At 64.8% G+C, this 19,559-nt stretch carries 18 protein-coding genes; 11 read left to right on the top strand and 7 right to left on the bottom strand.

Annotated features, from left to right (window positions below):
- Positions 1–117: 117 nt before the first annotated feature.
- The gene (locus tag SPYCW_RS11515; protein WP_197715638.1) at positions 118–816 is read right to left on the bottom strand and encodes a LuxR C-terminal-related transcriptional regulator; all 699 of its coding nucleotides are present in this window, start codon (positions 814–816) and stop codon (positions 118–120) included.
- A 364-nt stretch (positions 817–1,180) separates the two neighbouring features.
- Between SPYCW_RS11515 and SPYCW_RS11510 the strand changes: the two genes are divergently transcribed.
- The gene (locus SPYCW_RS11510) at positions 1,181–1,819 is read left to right on the top strand and encodes an ankyrin repeat domain-containing protein (protein ID WP_172595481.1); all 639 of its coding nucleotides are present in this window, start codon (positions 1,181–1,183) and stop codon (positions 1,817–1,819) included.
- Complete coding sequence (locus SPYCW_RS11505; RefSeq protein ID WP_120216942.1) at positions 1,816–2,907, top strand: hypothetical protein; 1,092 nt, start codon at positions 1,816–1,818, stop codon at positions 2,905–2,907. Before SPYCW_RS11510 ends, SPYCW_RS11505 begins: the two co-directional genes overlap by 4 nt.
- A gap of 243 nt (positions 2,908–3,150) precedes the next feature.
- Here the strand turns inward: SPYCW_RS11505 and SPYCW_RS11500 are convergent, their stop codons facing one another.
- Positions 3,151–3,594 (bottom strand): helix-turn-helix transcriptional regulator, encoded by a 444-nt coding sequence (locus SPYCW_RS11500; RefSeq protein ID WP_120216940.1) that lies wholly within the window; start codon positions 3,592–3,594, stop codon positions 3,151–3,153.
- A gap of 144 nt (positions 3,595–3,738) precedes the next feature.
- Between SPYCW_RS11500 and SPYCW_RS19160 the strand changes: the two genes are divergently transcribed.
- The 3 genes from SPYCW_RS19160 to SPYCW_RS11485 all read left to right on the top strand — a co-directional run bounded on the left by SPYCW_RS19160 (position 3,739) and on the right by SPYCW_RS11485 (position 6,969).
- Entirely contained in the window at positions 3,739–4,836 is a 1,098-nt protein-coding gene (locus tag SPYCW_RS19160) for a sensor histidine kinase (protein WP_197715637.1), read from the top strand.
- Complete coding sequence (locus tag SPYCW_RS11490; RefSeq protein WP_120218267.1) at positions 4,836–5,615, top strand: LytR/AlgR family response regulator transcription factor; 780 nt, start codon at positions 4,836–4,838, stop codon at positions 5,613–5,615. Before SPYCW_RS19160 ends, SPYCW_RS11490 begins: the two co-directional genes overlap by 1 nt.
- A 124-nt stretch (positions 5,616–5,739) precedes the next feature.
- Positions 5,740–6,969 (top strand): NAD(P)/FAD-dependent oxidoreductase, encoded by a 1,230-nt coding sequence (locus tag SPYCW_RS11485; protein ID WP_120216938.1) that lies wholly within the window; start codon positions 5,740–5,742, stop codon positions 6,967–6,969.
- A 134-nt stretch (positions 6,970–7,103) separates the two neighbouring features.
- On the opposite strand, the gene SPYCW_RS11480 is transcribed toward SPYCW_RS11485, so the two are convergent.
- Positions 7,104–7,739, bottom strand: a complete 636-nt coding sequence (locus SPYCW_RS11480; RefSeq protein WP_120216936.1) for a DUF4126 domain-containing protein — start codon at positions 7,737–7,739, stop codon at positions 7,104–7,106.
- A gap of 102 nt (positions 7,740–7,841) precedes the next feature.
- Here SPYCW_RS11480 and SPYCW_RS11475 point away from each other — a divergent pair, with 102 nt between their 5' ends.
- Both SPYCW_RS11475 and SPYCW_RS11470 read left to right on the top strand, forming a co-directional pair.
- On the top strand, positions 7,842–8,639 hold the full coding sequence (locus SPYCW_RS11475; RefSeq protein WP_120216935.1) for an NUDIX hydrolase: 798 nt from the start codon (positions 7,842–7,844) through the stop codon (positions 8,637–8,639).
- A 172-nt stretch (positions 8,640–8,811) separates the two neighbouring features.
- Positions 8,812–9,039, top strand: coding sequence for a hypothetical protein (locus SPYCW_RS11470; protein WP_120216933.1), 228 nt, complete (start codon positions 8,812–8,814; stop codon positions 9,037–9,039).
- A gap of 139 nt (positions 9,040–9,178) precedes the next feature.
- Here the strand turns inward: SPYCW_RS11470 and SPYCW_RS11465 are convergent, their stop codons facing one another.
- Positions 9,179–10,036, bottom strand: a complete 858-nt coding sequence (locus SPYCW_RS11465; protein WP_120216931.1) for a carbon-nitrogen hydrolase family protein — start codon at positions 10,034–10,036, stop codon at positions 9,179–9,181.
- A gap of 87 nt (positions 10,037–10,123) precedes the next feature.
- On the opposite strand from SPYCW_RS11465, the gene SPYCW_RS11460 reads away from it, so the two are divergent.
- Positions 10,124–13,060: a M16 family metallopeptidase gene (locus SPYCW_RS11460; RefSeq protein ID WP_120216929.1), complete on the top strand. Its 2,937-nt coding sequence runs from the start codon at positions 10,124–10,126 to the stop codon at positions 13,058–13,060.
- A 108-nt stretch (positions 13,061–13,168) separates the two neighbouring features.
- On the opposite strand, the gene SPYCW_RS11455 is transcribed toward SPYCW_RS11460, so the two are convergent.
- Together SPYCW_RS11455 and SPYCW_RS11450 are read right to left on the bottom strand one after the other, a co-directional pair.
- Positions 13,169–14,950 carry a cation:proton antiporter domain-containing protein gene (locus SPYCW_RS11455; RefSeq protein ID WP_120216927.1) on the bottom strand — a complete coding sequence of 594 codons (1,782 nt, stop codon included), beginning with the start codon at positions 14,948–14,950 and terminating at the stop codon, positions 13,169–13,171.
- A gap of 251 nt (positions 14,951–15,201) precedes the next feature.
- Positions 15,202–16,416: an NADP-dependent isocitrate dehydrogenase gene (locus tag SPYCW_RS11450; protein WP_120216926.1), complete on the bottom strand. Its 1,215-nt coding sequence runs from the start codon at positions 16,414–16,416 to the stop codon at positions 15,202–15,204.
- A gap of 150 nt (positions 16,417–16,566) precedes the next feature.
- Here SPYCW_RS11450 and SPYCW_RS11445 point away from each other — a divergent pair, with 150 nt between their 5' ends.
- Together SPYCW_RS11445 and SPYCW_RS11440 are read left to right on the top strand one after the other, a co-directional pair.
- Complete coding sequence (locus SPYCW_RS11445; RefSeq protein WP_120216924.1) at positions 16,567–17,301, top strand: phosphatidylserine decarboxylase; 735 nt, start codon at positions 16,567–16,569, stop codon at positions 17,299–17,301.
- Position 17,302: 1 nt separating this feature from the next.
- Entirely contained in the window at positions 17,303–18,076 is a 774-nt protein-coding gene (locus tag SPYCW_RS11440) for a CDP-alcohol phosphatidyltransferase family protein (RefSeq protein ID WP_171005300.1), read from the top strand.
- Here the strand turns inward: SPYCW_RS11440 and SPYCW_RS11435 are convergent.
- Positions 18,060–18,320, bottom strand: a complete 261-nt coding sequence (locus SPYCW_RS11435) for a hypothetical protein (protein ID WP_120216923.1) — start codon at positions 18,318–18,320, stop codon at positions 18,060–18,062. The two genes, SPYCW_RS11440 and SPYCW_RS11435, sit on opposite strands and share 17 nt — an antisense overlap.
- A 311-nt stretch (positions 18,321–18,631) precedes the next feature.
- Between SPYCW_RS11435 and rpsB the strand changes: the two genes are divergently transcribed.
- Positions 18,632–19,456 (top strand): 30S ribosomal protein S2, encoded by an 825-nt coding sequence (gene rpsB, locus SPYCW_RS11430; protein WP_120216921.1) that lies wholly within the window; start codon positions 18,632–18,634, stop codon positions 19,454–19,456.
- The last annotated feature ends 103 nt before the right edge of the window (positions 19,457–19,559 follow it).

Raw genomic sequence — 19,559 nt, 5'->3', positions numbered from 1 at the left:
TTCCTGTTTAGGCTGATCCGTAGCCCTGAGCTTGTCGAAGGGCGCTTATCGGCGCGAAGCGCCCTTCGACAGGCTCAGGGCTACGGTGATATGATTCAGCCTGAGCAGGGCAGAACTCTAGTGCAGCCCCAGCGCGCTAGCCTTGGCTGCGGCCTCGCTCCGCGTTTGGGCACCCAATATTCGTAGCAGCGCCGACACATGGATGCGCACGGTGAACGGCGATATGTCGAGCTGGCGTCCGATTTCCTTGTTGGTTTTGCCCATGGCCAGTTGCGTCAAAACATCGCGCTGGCGGGGTGTGAATTCCTGGATGCGGCGCGGCCATGCGGGCTGCGGAACGATGGAGGCGGTCGTGGGAACCAGCACCAGCGTGTCGCCGCCGCACACCGCCTTGATCGCCGACAGCATCGTCTCGGACGGCATCGCTTTGCCGATGAACGCGTCGGCGCCCTGCTGCATCACCCGCGCGATCGTTTCGGTGTCGTCGGTCATCGAAATGATGATCAGCGACGATGTGGGAAACTGGCCGCGCAGCGTGGCGATCGTCGTCTGCGGATCCATGCCGGGAAACAACAGGTCGAGGATGAACAGCGTCGGCGCTGCGCCGCCGCTGACCAGTGCCAGCATTTCATCGACGCTGCCCGCTTCGACGATCTCGGCATGCGGAAACGCGCCGCCGACCAGGCGGCACATCCCGTCGCGAAAAATGGGGTGGTCGTCGGCAACCAATATTCGTTCGGCGGTTGGCATCTGCATCGGGCGCTGAAACTCCGCTGCCATCACGATCACGGCGGCAGTGGCGGCTTGGTCGCGCAATGCGGGAGCGGATGCCAGCCCGATTAGGTACCGGTTCGCCTTTTTTGGTGCAAAAGGAAGGGGCCTGCATTGCTGCAAGCCCCTTCGCCACCAAGCGACCCTTTGGCGGACTTGAGCCTCTGGTGCCGCCGCGCTTGCAAATGCAAAAAATGCCAACAGAAATGCGCAATAGCGGGACAACAAGCCGATGCGCCAAATAGCCGCCAACGGCGGCGCGCTGCAACCGATGCGATGGGCTAGCACGTCAAGGCGGCACGGGCGGGTTGCGAAGGCAAAGCGGCGTACCAGTGCATCGATCAATGTTGTCTTTGGTCGGCCAAAGGCGCTTGTCGGTGGGATGGCGATTTTGAACAGGATGGCCGCGATGCCGGCGCGCACCGCGCTCGAGTGCTGCGCCATCCTGATTGCCGCGTTGGCGACCGATCGCGCCCCCGCCGATCCGCCGACCGTCGCGATCGCCAGCGAGCAGGGTGAGCCGAGCATCGCGACGTGGATCGCTGCGGGATCGAACCTCGAAGGATTGCGCGTGCTGCTCGATGCCGGGCGCGATCCACTGCGCCCGGATCGCGACGGCGATACCGCAGTTCACGCTGCCGCGATGGCCCGCGATCCCGCCTATCTGGAATTGCTTCTCGCGCGCGGACTGAGTCCCAATGTCCGTAATGCGCGCAGCCAGCGCACTCCGATTATGTCGGCCATCATGGCAGATCGCGACCGGCAGTTCGCCATGCTGATCGCCGCGGGCGCCGATCTCGTTCAGGCCGATGCCATGGGCAACACGCCGCTGCACGTCGCGGCGCAGATCAACCAGCCGCATTATGTGTTGGCGCTGCTGCGCGCGGGCGGTCCCCCCGCAGCGCTAAATGCGCAGGGACAGACGTTCCAGCGCTACCTGTTCATGACCCCGGGCCATTTGCTGACCGAAGAAAACTGGCGGGCGCGGCGCGCGGTCGCGGACTGGCTGCGGCGAAGCGGTATCGTGTTGGAGGTTCAGGTGCCATGATCGGAAAAATGGGCCTGTCGTGTCTCGTCATGCTCGGCCTGCTGTTCACCGCGTCCGCGCACGCGACACTGCCGCCGCCGACCCCGCCCGAATATGGCGCCTATGGCCCGCGGGTCGTTTGCGAAGGCGACCTGTCGATCGCGGTGCGCGCGGACGAGGCGGTGCATCTGGTCGGCCCGATTTTTCGGATCATCGGCGATGATCATCTGATCGCCGCCACCCCGATGCTGATGCCGCCCTCGGCGCTCTCGCTGTTCAATGGGCCGGTCAGGCACGGGATTTTCGCGACCGGCGGTCTGCCGAATAATCCGGCGATCGCCTTTCGCTATTCGGGCGACTTGCCGCCTGCCGCGGCGCCCTATGCGATTTTCGCGCGCGATGGCTTTGGCAAAGACGCGGTGCGTTATGCGGTCGAGACGCGCGTCGGCGCGGCATCATCCGCCGACATGCAGTCGATGCTGATCGTCGCGTCGCCTTCGTTCGATGGGACCGATGCCGACAAGGCGATTCTGGCGCGATTTCAGATGGGTTCCGCTGCCGTTCCCGACTGCGTTCGGCCTGCGGACCTCGGCGCAGGCAACGCCGATTATCGTGCAGCAGGTTTTGAACGATCGTTCGACAATCCCTATTACGCCGGGCTGTACCCCGCGCAGCCCGATGTCGGGCCGGGCTATCATTGCTTAGGCGGTATCGGTTTTGCGGTTGCGGCGGGGGAGCAATTGCGCCGTCCCTGGAAGTCGCAGCGCGGCCGCCAATCCTATCTGATCAGCGGCGGCGTGACATTGACAATATGGGGGCCGGTCGCGCCGATGCGGCCGATCGATCCCGACGATCGCGTCGAGCACCCCGCGGGGCAATTGCACCGCAGCGCGCTCACCTTTTACCCCAGCCGCGGTGTCGGGCCGCCTTATGCGGCGCCGGGGGTGCGCGAAGACGGCAGCTGGCTGGTCGAGCTGGGTCAGGACAGGAATAGCAGGCTGCAAATCCGCTTTCCGGCGGGCGACAAGGCGGCGCTGGGGTTTTCGCTGATCGAGCGGCTGGAATTTGTCGCCGACGATGACCCGCGATGCGGAATTTCGCCGCGCTGATGCGAGCAGCGCGAAGGCGCCTTATGTACCGGTTCACGCGGTCGATTGGGTTCGGGACTGCGCTTCGCTAGGGTGTGGACGTCGATAAATTTCCACAGGATTGCATCGATGCAGGGGCTGAAATTTCATCATCTTGCGCTCTGTCGAGCGCCGGATCCGGGCGAGCATGGCCGACGTGCAGGCGCGCGCGGCCTATGCCGCCGCGCCGTCGGTGCGGTTCGTCACGGCCAAGCCCGCTGGCGGCTACGCGGCCAGGGTGGTGGGATATGTCGGCGCGGTACGCTCGGGTGTCAGCGACCGCCGCATCGCCCGGCGGCAGGGATAGCCCAGAATGCGCAGGATATTCGAAACATGATTGCGCACCGTGAAATGCGACAGCCCGAGCTTGCGGCCGATTTCCTTGTTCGACAGGCCGCGGAGCAGATAGTCGAGAATCTCGCGCTGCCGATCGGTGAGCGGGGAGGGCGATGCCATGGGCCCGGGCGTCGTCGCACCCGCGTCGCGATCGACGTAGAGCTGCGATAGGTTGATGATGTCCGAGTCGGGAAGCGCGGACTTTATCCTCGAAATGACATCGTCGCCGCAGTGCCGCGATATGGTGACCAGCACGATGGTACGGTCTTCGGGGGCGAAGCTATCCGTCGCCGACATCGGCGCGGGATAGACTGACGGATTGATAGGTTTCATGGCGCAGCGATGCTATCGCAGTGTCGGCGAACGATGAGGGGGGAAACCGGCGATTGGCTTATTGGGGGCAATGAACGGGTGGGGTTTTCTACCAATGGCTTGTCGGCGACGACCAGCGTTAAGAGGCAAAAGGCGGAATCGTCGATGACACCGCCCGAAATTGCGCGCCCGCACGCCGGATCGTCGCTCGCCGCGGGGCAGGAGCGCCGGGCGATTACCGCGACGACGGTGAAGCTTGCTGCGCTTTTCTGGTTCTGCGTGTTCGTCACCGACAGCTTCTTGTGGGGTCTGGCGGGCGTCGATCCGATCAAATCGGCGCTCGGCAAATTGATCACCAACAGCTTTGGCGTCGCGCTGACATTGATCGTCACGGCGCTGCTGTTCCGGCTGCACCGCGTGTCGATTTTTGCCAAAGTGGCCATCGCCTTCACCTTTTCGATTCTGGCGGCGGCGATCCTCAGCGGGATCGATATTCTGGTTTATATCGCGTTCGTGCGACCCGCCACTTGGGCGTTTGACCAAGTGGTGTTCGGACATACGATGATCTCTGCCACCGGCATGTTTTTCGGCTGGTCGTGCCTGTATGTTGCGCTCCTTTACAGCTTCGAGGTCCGCGACCGTGAACGGAGCCTTGCCCTGGCGCGCGAAGAAGCGCTGTCGGCGCAAATGCGCGCGCTGCGATACCAGATTAATCCGCATTTCCTCTTCAACACGCTCAATTCGGCCATGGGGCTGGTCGAGGAGGGCGCGACGGCGCGCGCGCAGCGCATGATGATGTCGCTGTCGACCTTTCTGCGCCAGACGCTCGAGCTCGATCCGCTGAAGGATGTGACGCTCGCCGCCGAACTCGAATTGCAGGAAGATTATCTCGAGATCGAACGTGAACGCTTTCCCGACCGCATGCGCTTCACGATCGACGTAGAGGAGGCGGCGTTGAAGGCGCTGGTCCCGAACCTGTTGCTCCAGCCGCTGGTCGAAAATGCGGTAAAGCACGGGATCGAACCATGCACGGGCGAAGTCGGCATCCGGATCACCGCGTGGCGCGACGGCGACCAGCTGTGCATCCGGGTCGAGAATGACCTTTGCTCGATCGATGAGGGCTCGCCGCGACCGGGGAGCCGGATCGGCCTGCGCAATGTCGCCGAACGGCTCGCGGCGCGCTTCGGGACGCGCAGTTCTTTCGAAACCAGATTGACCCCGGCGCTGTTTCGCGCCGAGATCAAGCTGCCATGGTCGGTCTGATGCGGGATTTTGCGATCCTGGTCGTCGATGACGAACCTTTGGCGCGCCGCCGCGTGGTGCGGCTGGCGCAGCAACTGCCGTGGGTCGGCGACGTCGCGCAGGCGGGCAATGTCGCGCAGGCGGCCGAGTGGCTGGCGAGTGCCACGTGTCACATCATCCTGCTCGATATCCGGATGCCCGGGGGCAGCGGCTTCGACCTGCTCCGCCATTTGCCCGACCCGGCTCCGGCGGTGATCTTTGTGACCGCGTTCAGCGATCAGGCACTGCGCGCCTTCGATGCGCAGGCGGTCGACTATGTCACCAAGCCGATCGAGGCGGGGCGGTTCCAGACCGCGATGGAGCGCGCCCGCATGGCGGTCGAGCAAAAACAAAGCGCCGACCGCATCCGCGAACTGGAAGAGGTCGTCGCGACGCTGCGCGCGGCAGAGCCTGAAACGCGCAATCATCTGGGCGAATTATGGGTTCGCGCGGGCGGCGAATATGTCCGGATCAAGCCCGAGAGCATCTCGCACATCAGTGCCGAACGCGACTATGTCCGCGTCCATGTCGACGGCAACAGCTATTTGTACAACGAAAATCTGGCAACGCTTGAGCGGCTATTGCCGGCCTTCCAGTTTCAGCGCATCCACCGCAGCACGATGGTGCGTATCGACGCGGTCGATCGCGTCAAGGCCGGGCAGTTTCACTCGCTGATCGCGGTGCTGAACGATGGCACCGAATTGCGCGTTGGCCGCACCTATACCGCGGCGATCCGGGCCCGGCTCGCGCGCCGCGCCTGACGCGGCCATCCGTTCCCAGCCTCCGCAGCGCGAAGTTTTTCTTGCCCGCGTTGCAGGGCGAACCGCCTTGTTTCCGTTACGTCGCCGTGCAAGGGGACGCGCTTGAAAAGCGGGAGAGCGAGCGATGCATTTTGACGTGGTGATTGTCGGGGCTGGCCATGGCGGAGCGCAGGTCGCGATCATGCTGCGTACCCAGAAATTCACCGGCAGCATCGCGATCATCGGCGACGAGCCCGAGCTTCCCTATGAACGCCCGCCGCTGTCGAAAGAGTATTTCGCGGGCGAGAAGGAATTCGAGCGCATCCAGCTGCGCCCCGCCAAATATTGGGACGAGCGCGAGGTGACGATGCTGCTCGGCAAGCGCGTCGTCGCGGTCGATCCGGCAGCGCATACGGTTACCACCGATGGCGGCGAGACGATCGGCTATGGCAAGCTCGTCTGGGCGACCGGCGGATCGCCCCGGATGCTTCCCATCCCGGGCGGCGACCTGCCCGGCGTACAGGGCGTGCGGACCCGCGCCGACGCCGATGCGATGAAGGCCGCATCGGAAACCGCAAAACAGATCGTCGTGATCGGCGGCGGCTATATCGGGCTGGAAGCGGCGGCGGTGCTGCGCAAGGCGGGCAAGAAGGTCGTCCTCCTCGAAGCGCTCGATCGCGTGTTGGCGCGCGTCGCCGGGACCGAGCTGTCGCGCTTCTACGAGCGCGAACACCGCGATCATGGCGTCGACCTGCGGCTCGGGGTCGCGGTCGAGGCGATCGAGGGCACCGATCATGTAACCGGCGTGCGGCTGGCGGATGGCGAGGTCATCGCCGCCGATCTGGTCATTGTCGGTATCGGTATCATTCCCGCCGTCGAGCCGCTGATCGCCGCGGGGGCCGAGGGGGGCAACGGTGTGCTGGTCGATCGCCTGTGCAAGACCAGCCTGCCCGATATCTATGCCATCGGCGACTGCGCCGCGCATGCAAATGATTATGCCGAAGGCGTCGTGATCCGCCTGGAATCGGTTCAGAACGCCAATGACCAGGCGAATGTCGTCGCGAAGGGCATCGTCGGCGACGAAGCGCCCTATCACGCGATCCCGTGGTTCTGGTCGAACCAATATGACCTCAAGCTTCAGACCGCAGGGCTGTCGACCGGCCACGACCGCGCCGTGATGCGCGGCGACCCCGCGACGCGCAGCTTTTCGGTGATCTATCTGAAGGCGGGCAAGGTGATCGCGATCGACTGCGTCAACGCCACCAAGGATTATGTCCAGGGCCGGATGATCGTCACCGCGGGACTGGTGGCAAGTGCCGAGCAGCTCGCTGATACCGAAACGCCGCTCAAGCAATTGTTGCCGGGCGCCGCCTAAGGTTTGGCCCAGAGGTTCGTCCCGAATAGACGGCATCATTCGTCGCCGTAGCCCTGAGCTTGTCGAAGGGCGACTATCCGAGAAGCGCCCTTCGACGAGCGCAGGGCTACGGTTCAGTTTGGCCAGAGTTGTCCCTAGGAGGGCGGTCCCCCGTCGGTGCGCGGAGCCTCATCGCCGAGCGCGCGTTTCAGCGTCGCCTTGATGTTGCGGAGCAGGCGGCGCAGCGCGATGATCACGACGACCGCGGCGACTGCCATCACGACCGCGATCAGGATTGCGAGCGGGGGGAAGGCGATCGCCAGCGCGAGCAGGCCGCCGGTCGCAACATCCTCGCCGGTCGAGACCACGGCATTGCTGAAAGGTTCGGGGCTGGCGTTGACGACGGCGCGCGTCGTCGCCTTGGCGCCGTGGCTCAGCAAGGCGCCGCCGCCGCCGAGCAGAAAGGCGATCACCTGCCAGGTCGGATCGGACGCGTCGACCAGCGCAAGCGCAAGCAAGGCGCCGCCGAGCGGGCGGATCACGCTGTGAACCATGTCCCACATCGAATCCACCCACGCGATCTTGTCGGCCAGGAATTCGGCGAGCGTCCCGATCGCCGCGACCCCCAGCACCCACGGGTTCGCCAGCACCTGCAACGCCGCGAGATGTTCGGGCAGCGGCAGCCAGCCGAAATGCATCGCGGTGCCGGTGGCCAATATGGTCAGGTACAGCCGCCAACCGGCGAGCAGGCTCAGGCTGCCGGCGACGCCCAAAATCTCGACGATTCCCAATGCCCTGCTCCCCTTTGTCGGTCGGCGGACATCTTGCACCCGCATCGCGGTCGCCGCAATGCCGGGATGACAAGGGGCGATGGCCCGGTTATCGCTTGGTCGATGAGCAGCCCCGTCCCATCATCACCGACCTCGGAAAATTTGCCAGACGGCGCGATCCCCGCGGCCACGCTGGTCATCATGCGGCCGTCGGACGACGGCGGCCCCGACGAAATCCTGATGGTCAAGCGCTCGACGAACATGGCCTTTGCTGCCGGCGCGGTCGTTTTCCCCGGCGGGCGCGTCGATCCCGACGACTATCTGGTGGCGCGCCAGCACGCGCCCGATCTTGCCGAAGCCGACGGCGCGGCGCGGGTGGCGGCGCTGCGCGAAACGCTGGAGGAAACCGGGCTCGCGGTCGGCTGGCCGGGGCTGACGGACCGTGACGTTCCCGACGTGCGCCGCGCCTTGCTCGCCGGCACGCTGCTCTCGGACATGCTGGCGGCGCGCGGCGATCGAATCGCGTTGGATTCGTTGGTCCCCTTCGCGCGCTGGTGTCCGAACTTCAAGGAGGCGCGGACATTTGACACGCGATTCTATGCCGTTAGCGCGCCGCCGCACAGCCACGAACTGACGGTCGAGGAGGCCGAGCACAGCCATATTTTCTGGGCCACCGCGACGAACACGCTGGCGATGGCCGACAGCGGCGAGGTCTCGGTCATTTTTCCGACCCGTCGCAATCTCGAAAAATTGGCGCAGGAACCTGATTTTGCTCGATTTTCGGATCATGCGAGGCAGTTTCCGATCGATCTGGTAACCCCATGGATCGAGGATCGCGACGGACAGGCGTTTTTGTGCATTCCGGGGCATTTGGGATACCCGGTGACAAGCGAATCTTTCGAGCGTGTTCGCCGGGGCTAGTGACCTTTTTGCAACAAGTTTCTCTCTATTTAGCAATTTGGTAAGAATTGCCGGACTAGGGCAAATCGTCGTTGCATTTGCTGAACGCTGTGCCTAAGACGGCCTCGCAGATGAGTGTTGGGGATTTCCCCGGTGCGATTCGACAAGACTAATCCAGTGGACGGAGAATATAATGAACCTGCTCAAAAAGGCTGCGATCTCTCTCGCAGCGACCTCGATGATTGCAGCCCCGGTTGCGGCGTCGGCCGCTCCCGCAGCCCGTGCAGCTTCGGCCGTTGACGGCCAGAGCGAGCTCGAAGGCGGCACCAGCTGGATCATCGCTATCGTCGCGCTGGCTGCCATCATCGGCGGCATCATCATCGCGTCGGACAACAACGACGACTCGCCGACCAGCCCGTAATTTTCGGCTGATCGCTAAAGATACCAAAAGGCTCCGAGCTCCGCTCGGGGCCTTTTGTGCGTCCGTAGTGGCTGTATCAGCGGCGCAGATGTTTGCCGACCCTGGCCGCATGGATCCCGAAAGCGCGATTGCGCATCGCCTATAATGTGATGCCGCGCATCTCCCGGGAACGGTCCAGGGGAATCGCTTGTCGGACGCGGTCCGTCGCAGCGCTGTCGATCGGCGCCGACACGATGCAATACCCCGCTTCGCCCTCGACCGTGCCGCCATCCGCCAACACCGCCCCCCACGGATCGACGATCAGGCTGTGGCCATAGGTCGCGCGGCCGTCGTCATGAAGCCCGCTTTGCGCCGCTGCCAGGATATGGCCCCCGGTTTCGATCGCCCGCGCGCGCATCAGCACATGCCAGTGCGCTTCGCCCGTCGACACCGTGAAGGCAGCGGGGATTGCGATCAGCGTCGCCCCCTGACCGACGAGCGCTCGGTAAAGTTCGGGAAACCGCAAATCATAACAGATGCTCAGGCCCAACCGGCCCAGCGGCGTATCGACGATCGCCAGTGTATCGCCCCCGGCATAGGCCGCCGATTCGGTCCAATTCTCGCCCGACGGCAAGGTCACGTCGAACATGTGGATCTTGTCATAGCGCGCGCGGATGCTGCCGTCGGCGGCGATCACATGGCTGCGGTTGACGCGCCGCTGTCCATCGTCGGCAAGCAGGGGCATCGACCCCGAATGGAGCCACAACCCATGCTTCTGCGCCATTTCCTGCAGCGCGGTGGGCCAGGGGCTATCGGTCTCGCGGACGATATGCGCGCCCGAGCGCGCCCGATCGCGGTCGAGCAGCAGCGACATTTCGGGCAGGAAAGCCATCGCCGCGCCGCGCGCCGCCGCATCGGCCATCGCGCGATCGATCGTCGCTAGGTTGTGCTGTGGGTCGGTACCGCTCGTCATCTGGATGAGCGCAGCGATCGGCGGGGATGGCGGTGAAGCAGTCATCGTCACTGGCTAGGCCGCCGCCGCCGACAGGACAAGCGCCGCGACAGTTCAGTGGCCAGCAAGGTTGGAACGGGTTAAGATGGCGCAATGTCCTATGCCCCCGCGCGCGCGTCGCTTCGTTTTTCTCGATCCTTTTTGTTTGTCGGCGTCGCTGCGCTGCTGCTGGCCCCGCTCGCAGCGAACGCACAGGGCAGCGCGGCGCCGACCATGGCGACCAGCCAGTCGGCCAACAGCGACTGGCTCTATGCGGGCAGCGACATCCCGCGCGACATCGCCTGGCAGTTCGGCGTTCTCCCCAATGGCGTGCGCTACGCGGTGCGCAACAATGGCGTGCCGCCCGGGCAAGTGTCGATCCGGGTGCGGATGGACGTCGGATCGATGTTCGAAACCGAACAGGAGCGCGGCTACGCGCATTTGCTCGAACATCTGACCTTTCGCGGTTCCGAACATATTCCCGACGGCGAAGCCAAACGTATCTGGCAGCGGTTCGGGGTGACCTTTGGCAGTGATTCCAACGCGCAAACGACGCCGACGCAGACCGTGTACCAACTCGACCTGCCCAGCGTGACGCCCGCCAATCTCGACGAAAGCATGAAATTGCTGTCAGGGATGATCCGCGAACCGCGAATTTCGGAACTCGCGGTCGCCGCCGAGCGCGGCGTGGTGATGTCCGAACTGCGCGAATCGGACGGCCCGCAAAAGCGGATTGCCGACGCGACCAACGCGCATCTGTTTGCGGGGCAGCTGCTCGGTGACCGCTCGCCGATCGGCACCACCGCATCGCTCGGCAAGGCGAGCGCGACGTCGGTCGCGGCGTTTCACAACCGCTGGTACCGCCCCGAACGTGCGGTCGTGGTTATCGTCGGCGATGCCGAACCCGCCGAACTGGCGCGGCTCGTCGCCAAATATTATGGGGACTGGCGCGCCGAGGGTCCGAACCCCGCCGATCCCGATTTCGGCAAGCCCGACCCGGCGGCGCCCGCCGCGCGCGAGATTGTCGAGCCGAACCAGCCGCTCGCGCTGACACTGGCGATGGTGCGGCCGTGGCAGCGGCGCATCGATACGGTGGAGAACACCCGGCGGCTGTATCTGGAATTCATCGCCCAGGCGCTGGTCAACCGGCGGCTGGAAAACCGCGCGCGTAGCGGCGGCAGTTACCTGGTCGCCACCGTCGAACAGCAATATGTCAGCCGCAGCGCCGACGTCACCATGGCGTCGATCGTCCCCTTGAGCGACTGGAAAGCCGCGCTGGCCGATGTGCGCGGGGTGATCGCCGACGCGGTGACCAACCCGCCGTCGCAGGCCGACATCGACCGTGAAGCCAACGAAATCGAAGCGTTCCTGCAAAAGGAACTGGAAAATGCGCGCAACGAACCCGGCGCGCGGTTGGCCGATGACATGGTCCGCGCGGTCGACATTGCCGAAACGGTAACCAGCCCGCAGGGGCAGGTCGATATGTTCAAGGCGATCCGCGCCTCGGCGACGCCGCAGGTGATGCTCGACATCAGCAAGGCGATCTTTGCCGCGCCGGTCACCCGCGCGGTGCTGACCACCCCGACTGCGGCGGGGGGTGATGCTGCGGTGCTCGCGGCGCTGAAGGCGCCGGTGACCGCGCGCGACGACCGGCTGGCGGCGGTCCAGGCCGATTTCAAACAGCTGCCCGCGTTCGGAACGCCCGGCACGATCACCTCGACCACCAGCCTGCTGGGGCTGCGCGCCGAACGGATCGAATTCGCCAATGGCGTCACCGCGCTGGTATCGAATAACAAGGTCGAACCCGGCAAGGTGCGCGTCAACGTCCGCTTTGGCACCGGCAACCGCAGCGTCGCCGCCGACGCGCCGAACTTGCTGTGGACCGGCGATTATGCGCTCGTCGCCAGCGGCATCGGGCCGTGGGGCCAGAATGAGATCGACCAGCTGACCAATGGCCGCCAGATCCAGCTGAATTTTGCGATCGATGACGATGCGTTCGAATTGTCGGCGGAAAGCAAGCCCGCCGACCTCGCCGACCAGATGCGGCTGATCGCGGGCAAGCTGGCGTTGCCGCGCTGGGATGCGGCGCCGGTCGAGCGTCTGCGCATCGGTTATCTCACCGGCTATGATCTCAACGACGCGACCCCCAATGCAGTGCTCGACCGTAATTTGCGCGGCTGGCTGACCGGCAATGACGCCCGCTGGGCGGCGCCCGACAAGGCTGCGATCGCGGCGCTGACCCCCGCCGCCTTCCGCGCTTTCTGGGAACCGCGGCTCGCCAGCGGCCCGATCGAGGTGCAGATTTTCGGCGATCTGGAAGCGGTCGATTATCGCCAGATTCTGGCGAATACGCTCGGTGCATTGCCGCCGCGAAAGACACTCGCACCCGCCGGCGGCCAGCGCGTCGATTTTGCCAAGCCCGCCAAAACGCCCGAGATCGCCTATCATCGCGGCGAACAGGGGCAGGCGGCGGCAATGACCGCGTGGCAGACCGGCGGCGGCCTTGCCAATCCGCGCGACGCGCGCGGGCTGGAGGTGCTCGCCGCGGTGTTCAACGATCGGCTGTTCGACCGGCTGCGTGCCGAACAGGGCGCGAGCTACGGCCCCGTCGTGGACAGCCATTGGCCGACGGGCTTTGACAGCGGCGGCTACCTGCTCGTCGGCAGCCTGCTCGCGCCCAGAGATTTGGACCGTTTCTATGGCATCGCGCGCGACATTGCCGCCGATCTGGTCGCCACGCCAGTCAGCGCCGACGAGCTGACGCGTAACGCCGTTCCGATCCGCGAACAGGTCGCGCGCGCGTCGACCGGCAACGTCTATTGGATGTTCCTGCTCGAGGGCGCGACGCGCGATCCGCGTGTGACCGCCGCCGCACTGTCGATGCAGGACGATATTGCCGCGGTCACCGCCGCCGACGTGCAGCGGCTGGCACGCCAATATCTGACCCCGCAGCGCCAATGGTCGCTGGCGATCCTGCCCAAGGGGATGACGCTGGCCGACGCATCGGCGCTGGGCGCGGCGACCGCAGCGCCATCGGCGGGTGGGCGTTAACATCGGACCCGTTCAAACGATCCGTAGCCCTGAGCTTGTCGAAGGGCGCCTTTCCGAGAAGCGCCCTTCGACAAGCTCAGGGCTACGGATATGGGGAGCCGAAGTGCGTTAAGCCGCTTCCTCGCCCGTCGCCGGACGGCGTACCTTGCGAATGCGCGGTTCGCGGTCCAGTTCGCCCTTGGTCATGATGTCGCGCCGCATCTTGGCGCGCACGTCGTGGATCGATGCGATCACCGGGCCCATCGCGACGCCGAGGTCGATCAGCACCGCTTCGGCGAGTTGCAACGAGCTTTCGAGCGTTTCGGGCACCGCGTCGCTTGCCCCCGCCTGATACAGCGCTGCGGCATGGTCGGCGTCGCGCGCGCGGCTGATGATCGGTAGCTCGGGAAATTTCTGCCGCAACTGCTTGGTCATCCGCAACTGCTGCACCGGATCGTCCATCGTCAGCACGATCGCGTCGGCGCTTTCGATCCCCAGCTTGTCGAGGCTGCCCGACCGCGCGACATCGGCGAACCGCACCGAAAAACCGTCACGCCGCGCCACCGCCACGCTATCGATATTGGCATCGACGGCGATATAGGAGCGGCCATGCTCGCGCAGCAGCTCGGCGACGGTGCGCCCGACGCGGCCGAACCCAACGATCACCGTCCGCGCCACGGCAGGCTCGTCCTCGGGCGTGTCGTCGCTGCGCATTTCGATCCGCCGCGCCATGTCATGCCCGATGCGCGCCAGAAGCGGCGTGATGGTCAGCCCGATCGCCGTGACCAACTGCCAGAAACTGGCCGTTTCGGGGTCGATAATGCCTGCCGTCAGAGCGGCGGTCAGCACGATCAACGTCGTTTCCGACGGGCTGGCCATTAACAGGCCGACTTCAGCGGCGGTGCCGCGGCGTGCGCCGGAAAAGCGGAGCAGCGATGCGGTGACAATCGCCTTGACCAGCACAACGCCGACAACCGCGGCGATCAGCAGCGGCCATTGCGCTGCAATGCTCTGGAGGTTCAGTCCCATGCCGACGCTGATCAGGAACACCCCGAGCGCGAGGCCCTTGAACGGCGCCGTGATCGCCTCCACCTCGCCATGATATTCGGTTTCGGCGATCATCAGGCCCGCGAGCAACGCCCCGACGATCGGCGACAGGCCGACGGCGGCGGTGGCGAGCGCGGCGACGATGACCACCAGCAGGCTGGCGGCCAGAAACAGTTCGGGGTCCTTGGCGCGCGCCGCCTGCGCGAAAATTCGGGGTAGCAGGAACCAGCCCGCGACCGCGAGCACCGCGACGACCAGCGCTCCCTGCCACAGGGTGGTCAGCAGCAATTCGGTGTTGTCGCCCGCCGGATTGGGGGCGAGGGCACCGAGGACGAAGATGATCGGGACAATCGCCAGATCTTCGAACAGAAGCATCGAAAAGGAGGCGCGGCCGACCGCCGATTTGGTTCCGACCATGGGCAGCACCAGGGCCGTCGAGGATAAGGCGAGGGCGATCCCCAGTCCGAACGCCGCGGGCGTCGACAGATCGCCGAGCAGCCACAGCCCGCCGCCCAATATCGCCCCGCCGATCAGCAACTCCGCGGCGCCGACCCCGAACACCAGCTTGCGCAGCGCCCACAGCCGCCGGAATGAGAGTTCGAGCCCGATCGAGAACAACAGCAGGATGATGCCGAATTCGGCGAAAAGCGCGATGTCCTCGGTCGATCCGATCGTGACATGCTTCAGCCACGGATAATCGCCCGCCAGCGACCCCAGCCCCGATGGCCCGACCAGCAGGCCGACCAGGATGAACCCGATCACCGGCGGCAGGCGAAAGCGCGCAAACGCGGGGATGACGATGCCCGCGGCGCCGAGAACCACCAGAGCGTTGCCGATGGCCGATGTTTCTGTTTCCGATACCATAAGGGCCGACCTTATGCAGGCCGGCCCCGATTGGCTAGGTGGTTATGTCGGCTCACCAAAGCTGATCCTCCCCCTTGATGGGGGAGGCAGCGAGACTTGCCAGCTTGCTGGCTTAGTCGCAGCGGAGGGGGTGGGTTTTCGGCCTGAAATGGCAGTGCATGGACGCACCGTCACCCCCATCCAACTTCGCCTAGCCGCGTCGCGGCAAGGCTGCGTATCCTTCCCCCATCAAGGGGGAAGGCGAAGCAGGCTCACCCACCCATCTTGGCGTCAAGATTCTCCACGATCGCCTCGAAGAAGCCCTCGGTGGTCAGCCAATTCTGGTCGGGGCCGATCAGCAGTGCCAGATCCTTGGTCATCTTGCCGCTTTCGACCGTCGCGACGCAGACCTTTTCCAGATCGTCGGCGAATTTGATCAGCGCGTCATTGCCATCGAGCTTGCCGCGGTGCTTCAGCCCCCCGGTCCAGGCAAAGATCGACGCGATCGGGTTGGTCGAGGTCGCCTTGCCCTGCTGGTGCATGCGGTAATGGCGGGTGACGGTGCCGTGCGCGGCTTCGGATTCGACGGTCTGGCCGTCGGGGGTCATCAGCACGCTGGTCATCAGGCCCAGCGAGCCAAAGCCCTGCGCCACGGTGTCCGACTGGACGTCGCCGTCGTAATTCTTGCAAGCCCAGACGAACTTGCCCGACCATTTCAGCGCCGAGGCGACCATGTCGTCGATCAGGCGATGTTCGTAAACGATGCCGAGCGCGTCGAACTTGGCCTTGAATTCGGCGTTGAACACTTCCTCGAACAGATCCTTGAACCGCCCGTCATAGGCTTTCAAGATCGTGTTCTTGGTCGACAGATACACCGGCCATTCGCGGGCGAGGCCATAGTTGAGGCTGGCGCGCGCAAAGTCGCGGATCGAATCGTCAAGGTTGTACATCGCCATCGCGACGCCCGACGAGGGGAACAGGAACACCTCTTCGTCGATGACCTTGCCGTCTTCGCCTTCGAACACCAGGCGCAATTTGCCGGGGCCGGGGACGCGGAAATCGGTCGCCTTATACTGGTCGCCGAACGCATGACGCCCGACGACGATCGGGTCGGTCCAGCCGGGGACGAGCCGCGGGACGTTGCGCATCACGATCGGTTCGCGGAACACCACGCCGCCCAGAATATTGCGGATCGTACCGTTCGGCGACTTCCACATTTTCTTCAGCCCGAATTCCTCGACGCGGGCTTCGTCGGGGGTGATCGTCGCGCATTTGACGCCGACGCCATATTTCTTGATCGCGTTCGCGGCTTCGACGGTGATCTTGTCGTCGGTGCGGTCGCGTTCCTCGATGCCAAGGTCGTAATAATGCAGGTCGATGTCGAGATAGGGCAGGATCAAACGCTCGCGGATCCATTGCCAGATGATCCGGGTCATTTCGTCGCCGTCGAGTTCGACGACCGGGTTGGCTACCTTGATCTTGCCCATGCGTTCAGCCTTTATCCTTGGGGAGTCGGAGTTGCAGCGGGCCTTAGGCAAAGCGGCGCCATTGATCAATGGGCGTGGTGGCGGCGGTCCGGAACCCGGAACGTGCCTTATCCATTGTCAGTATCAGGTGCGCCCCCTAGAAGAACGGCCATGTCCAATATCATCTCTTCGAACCGCCCCGGCGGCGGCATCAAGTGGCAATGGCCGTCGATCCACCCCGAAGGCCGCAAGTTCCTGCTCATCGCCGGGATCGTCACGCTGTGCTTCTGGCTGCTCGGTTGGGAAATTGTCGGCTGGCTGATGTTCGGGGTGACCTTGTGGGTCGGCGCCTTCTTCCGCGATCCGGTTCGCGTCACGCCGACCGGCAGCGACGTCGTCATCGCGCCTGCCGACGGGTTGATCACTCAGATCGCCGAAGTCGCGCCGCCGCCCGAGATCGCGGGCGCCGACGGCCTCGGCGACGCACCGATGCTGCGCGTGTCGATCTTCATGAGCGTGTTCGATGTCCACATCAACCGCACGCCCGTGGCAGGAACGCTGCGCAAGCTGGTGTATATTCCCGGAAAATTCCTCAACGCCGATCTCGACAAGGCGAGCGAGGAGAATGAACGCCAGCATTTCGTCGTCGAGCGCGCCGACGGGGTGCGGATCGGCTTCACCCAGATTGCGGGGCTGGTCGCGCGGCGGATCATGCCGTTCGTCACCATGGGCAACGAGCTCGCCACCGGCCAGCGCGTCGGCCTCATTCGTTTCGGCAGCCGCGTCGACGTCTATCTGCCCGTGGGGACCACGCCGCAGGTGCTGCTCGGACAGCGGACGCTGGCGGGCGAAACCGTGATCGCGCGGATTGGCCAGGCGGCAATGATCGACGGCATCGGGCAATAGGGTGAGCGAAGACCAGCAGATCGCCCCCGACGCCGCCGGGCGCCGCATCGGCGGCATCAGCCTGCGCGCCTTTGCGCCCAATGCGATCACCGTGCTGGCGCTCTGTTTCGGCCTGACCGGGGTACGCTTCGCGATTGGCGGGCAGTTCGAGCTGGCGATCGCCGCGGTGATCTTTGCCGGGGTGCTCGACGGGATGGACGGGCGCATCGCCCGGCTGCTGCGCGCGCAGAGCAAATTCGGCGCCGAGCTTGATTCATTGTCCGATGTGATAGCATTTGGCGTCGCCCCGGCGATGATCCTGTTCCTCTGGTCGCTAACCAACGCCCCCAAATTCGGCTGGACCGCTGCGCTCGCGCTCGCGGTCTGCTGCGCGCTCCGCCTCGCGCGTTTCAACTCGCGCATGGACGCCGATTTTCAGCCGCATAAATCGGCGGGTTTCAACACCGGCATTCCCGCCCCGGCGGGCGCCGGCCTGTCTTTCGTCCCCGTCTATCTGTGGCTGACGACGGGCAATGAATTCTTCCGCGAATGGTATGTGGTGATGCCGTGGGCGCTGGCCGTCGCGATGCTGATGATTTCGGCAATCCCGACTTACAGCTGGGCCTCGATCCGTCTGCGCCGGTCGTGGCGGCTGTTCGCGCTGGCGGGGGTCGGGTTGCTCGGCGCCGCGCTAGTGACGGCGCCGTGGCTCACGCTGCTGGCGGTCTGCGCAATCTATGCGGCGACACTGCCGTTCGGGCTGGCCAGCTATGCGCGGGTCAGGCGGCGCGGCTGAACTGCGGACGAACCGTCATGGCGACGGGCATCCGGCGCGGCACAGCGCGGCGCGCATTTGTCCGGTGGATCGGCAGCGCGGCAACGGCGGGGTCCGATTCGGGTGACGTGGCGACCGGGAAAGCGCCTTCGCCAAGCAGCGCCGACAGGATTGCGGTCTCGTTCGATTTCAGCATCGCCAGGATCACCGTGATGCCGAGTCCGGCGGCGAGGGCAAAGAGGAGTGCGGCTGCGACCTGAACCATGATCTGTCCTTCCGGGTTTTCGTTAACGAAACCTTTCCAACCGGAATGACGGTTTCGCTTGGCTTTTGGTTGCATGTTCTTGGTTTGTTCTCAACTGTTTTGCGACGAACTGAGTCAAATTGTCGCCGGATCGATCGACGGCGCGCGCCCGCGGCTCGTCGCAAAGCCGTGCTCGACGCTTGCTTTTGACCGCCAAGGCCGCTAACGGGCCGCCCATTCCACATGGAAGGCGCACATAAACCGGTGCCGGGATCGTCGCTTGCGACACCTGGTTCTTGCTTTCCAGAGGACCAACCGGAAGGAGAAAGACCATGGCGGCACCTGTCGTCACGATGCAGAATCTTATCGAGGCTGGCGCCCACTTCGGCCACCAGACCCACCGCTGGAACCCGCGCATGAAGCCGTACATCTTCGGTGCGCGCAACGGCATCCACATCCTCGACCTGTCGCAGACCGTGCCGCTCTTTGCGCGCGCGCTCGAATTCGTCGCTTCGTCGGCGGCCTCGGGTGGCAAGGTGCTGTTCGTTGGCACCAAGCGCCAAGCGCAGGGGCCGATCGCCGACGCCGCACGCGCTTCGGGTCAGCACTTCGTCAACCACCGCTGGCTGGGCGGCATGCTCACCAACTGGAAGACGATCTCGAACTCGATCAAGCGGCTCAAGACCCTCGAGGAACAGCTTTCGGGCGACACCTCGGGCCTGACCAAGAAGGAAGTGCTCAACAAAACGCGCGAACGCGACAAGCTCGAAATGAGCCTTGGCGGCATCCGCGACATGGGCGGCATTCCCGACGTGATGTTCGTGATCGACGCGAACAAGGAAGAGCTCGCGATCAAGGAAGCCAACGTCCTTGGCATTCCGGTCGTCGCGATCCTCGATTCGAACGTCTCGCCCGACGGCATCGCCTTCCCGGTTCCGGCGAACGATGACGCCGCCCGCGCGATCCGTCTCTACTGCGACGCGATCGCTCAGGCCGCGACGCGTGGCGGCCAGCAGGCGCGCGCCGATCGCGGCGAAGATCTGGGTGCGGCGGTCGAACCCGTTGCCGAACCCACGCTCGTCGAAGCGGCTGTGACCGAAGATGAACAGGTTCCGGCCGAAGCGGCCGCCGAAACCGAACGCCAGAGCGACGCTTAATCCGCTTTGCGCATGACGGGACGGCGCGGCTCTGCCCGACGCTGTCCCGTCATCGTTTTGACTTGTCGTCCCGCCATGCGCGCGGACGTCCCGCGGGCCGAAA

The organism is Sphingopyxis sp. EG6 (assembly GCF_003609815.1).
Taxonomy (GTDB): Bacteria; Pseudomonadota; Alphaproteobacteria; order Sphingomonadales; family Sphingomonadaceae; genus Sphingopyxis.
Note: the sequence above shows the minus strand (reverse complement) of the source record. Positions and strands in the feature narration are given on the sequence as shown.

Bases quoted from the DNA above. Each gene is read 5' to 3' on its own strand.
- SPYCW_RS11510 (WP_172595481.1), top strand. From the start codon at position 1,181: ATGCCGGCGCGCACCGCGCTCGAGTGCTGCGCCATCCTGATTGCCGCG.
- SPYCW_RS11505 (WP_120216942.1), top strand. From the start codon at position 1,816: ATGATCGGAAAAATGGGCCTGTCGTGTCTCGTCATGCTCGGCCTGCTG.
- SPYCW_RS11500 (WP_120216940.1), bottom strand. From the start codon at position 3,594: ATGAAACCTATCAATCCGTCAGTCTATCCCGCGCCGATGTCGGCGACG.
- SPYCW_RS19160 (WP_197715637.1), top strand. From the start codon at position 3,739: ATGACACCGCCCGAAATTGCGCGCCCGCACGCCGGATCGTCGCTCGCC.
- SPYCW_RS11490 (WP_120218267.1), top strand. From the start codon at position 4,836: ATGCGGGATTTTGCGATCCTGGTCGTCGATGACGAACCTTTGGCGCGC.
- SPYCW_RS11485 (WP_120216938.1), top strand. From the start codon at position 5,740: ATGCATTTTGACGTGGTGATTGTCGGGGCTGGCCATGGCGGAGCGCAG.
- SPYCW_RS11475 (WP_120216935.1), top strand. From the start codon at position 7,842: ATGAGCAGCCCCGTCCCATCATCACCGACCTCGGAAAATTTGCCAGAC.
- SPYCW_RS11470 (WP_120216933.1), top strand. From the start codon at position 8,812: ATGAACCTGCTCAAAAAGGCTGCGATCTCTCTCGCAGCGACCTCGATG.
- SPYCW_RS11465 (WP_120216931.1), bottom strand. From the start codon at position 10,036: ATGACTGCTTCACCGCCATCCCCGCCGATCGCTGCGCTCATCCAGATG.
- SPYCW_RS11460 (WP_120216929.1), top strand. From the start codon at position 10,124: ATGTCCTATGCCCCCGCGCGCGCGTCGCTTCGTTTTTCTCGATCCTTT.
- SPYCW_RS11455 (WP_120216927.1), bottom strand. From the start codon at position 14,950: ATGGTATCGGAAACAGAAACATCGGCCATCGGCAACGCTCTGGTGGTT.
- SPYCW_RS11450 (WP_120216926.1), bottom strand. From the start codon at position 16,416: ATGGGCAAGATCAAGGTAGCCAACCCGGTCGTCGAACTCGACGGCGAC.
- SPYCW_RS11445 (WP_120216924.1), top strand. From the start codon at position 16,567: ATGTCCAATATCATCTCTTCGAACCGCCCCGGCGGCGGCATCAAGTGG.
- SPYCW_RS11435 (WP_120216923.1), bottom strand. From the start codon at position 18,320: ATGGTTCAGGTCGCAGCCGCACTCCTCTTTGCCCTCGCCGCCGGACTC.
- rpsB (WP_120216921.1), top strand. From the start codon at position 18,632: ATGGCGGCACCTGTCGTCACGATGCAGAATCTTATCGAGGCTGGCGCC.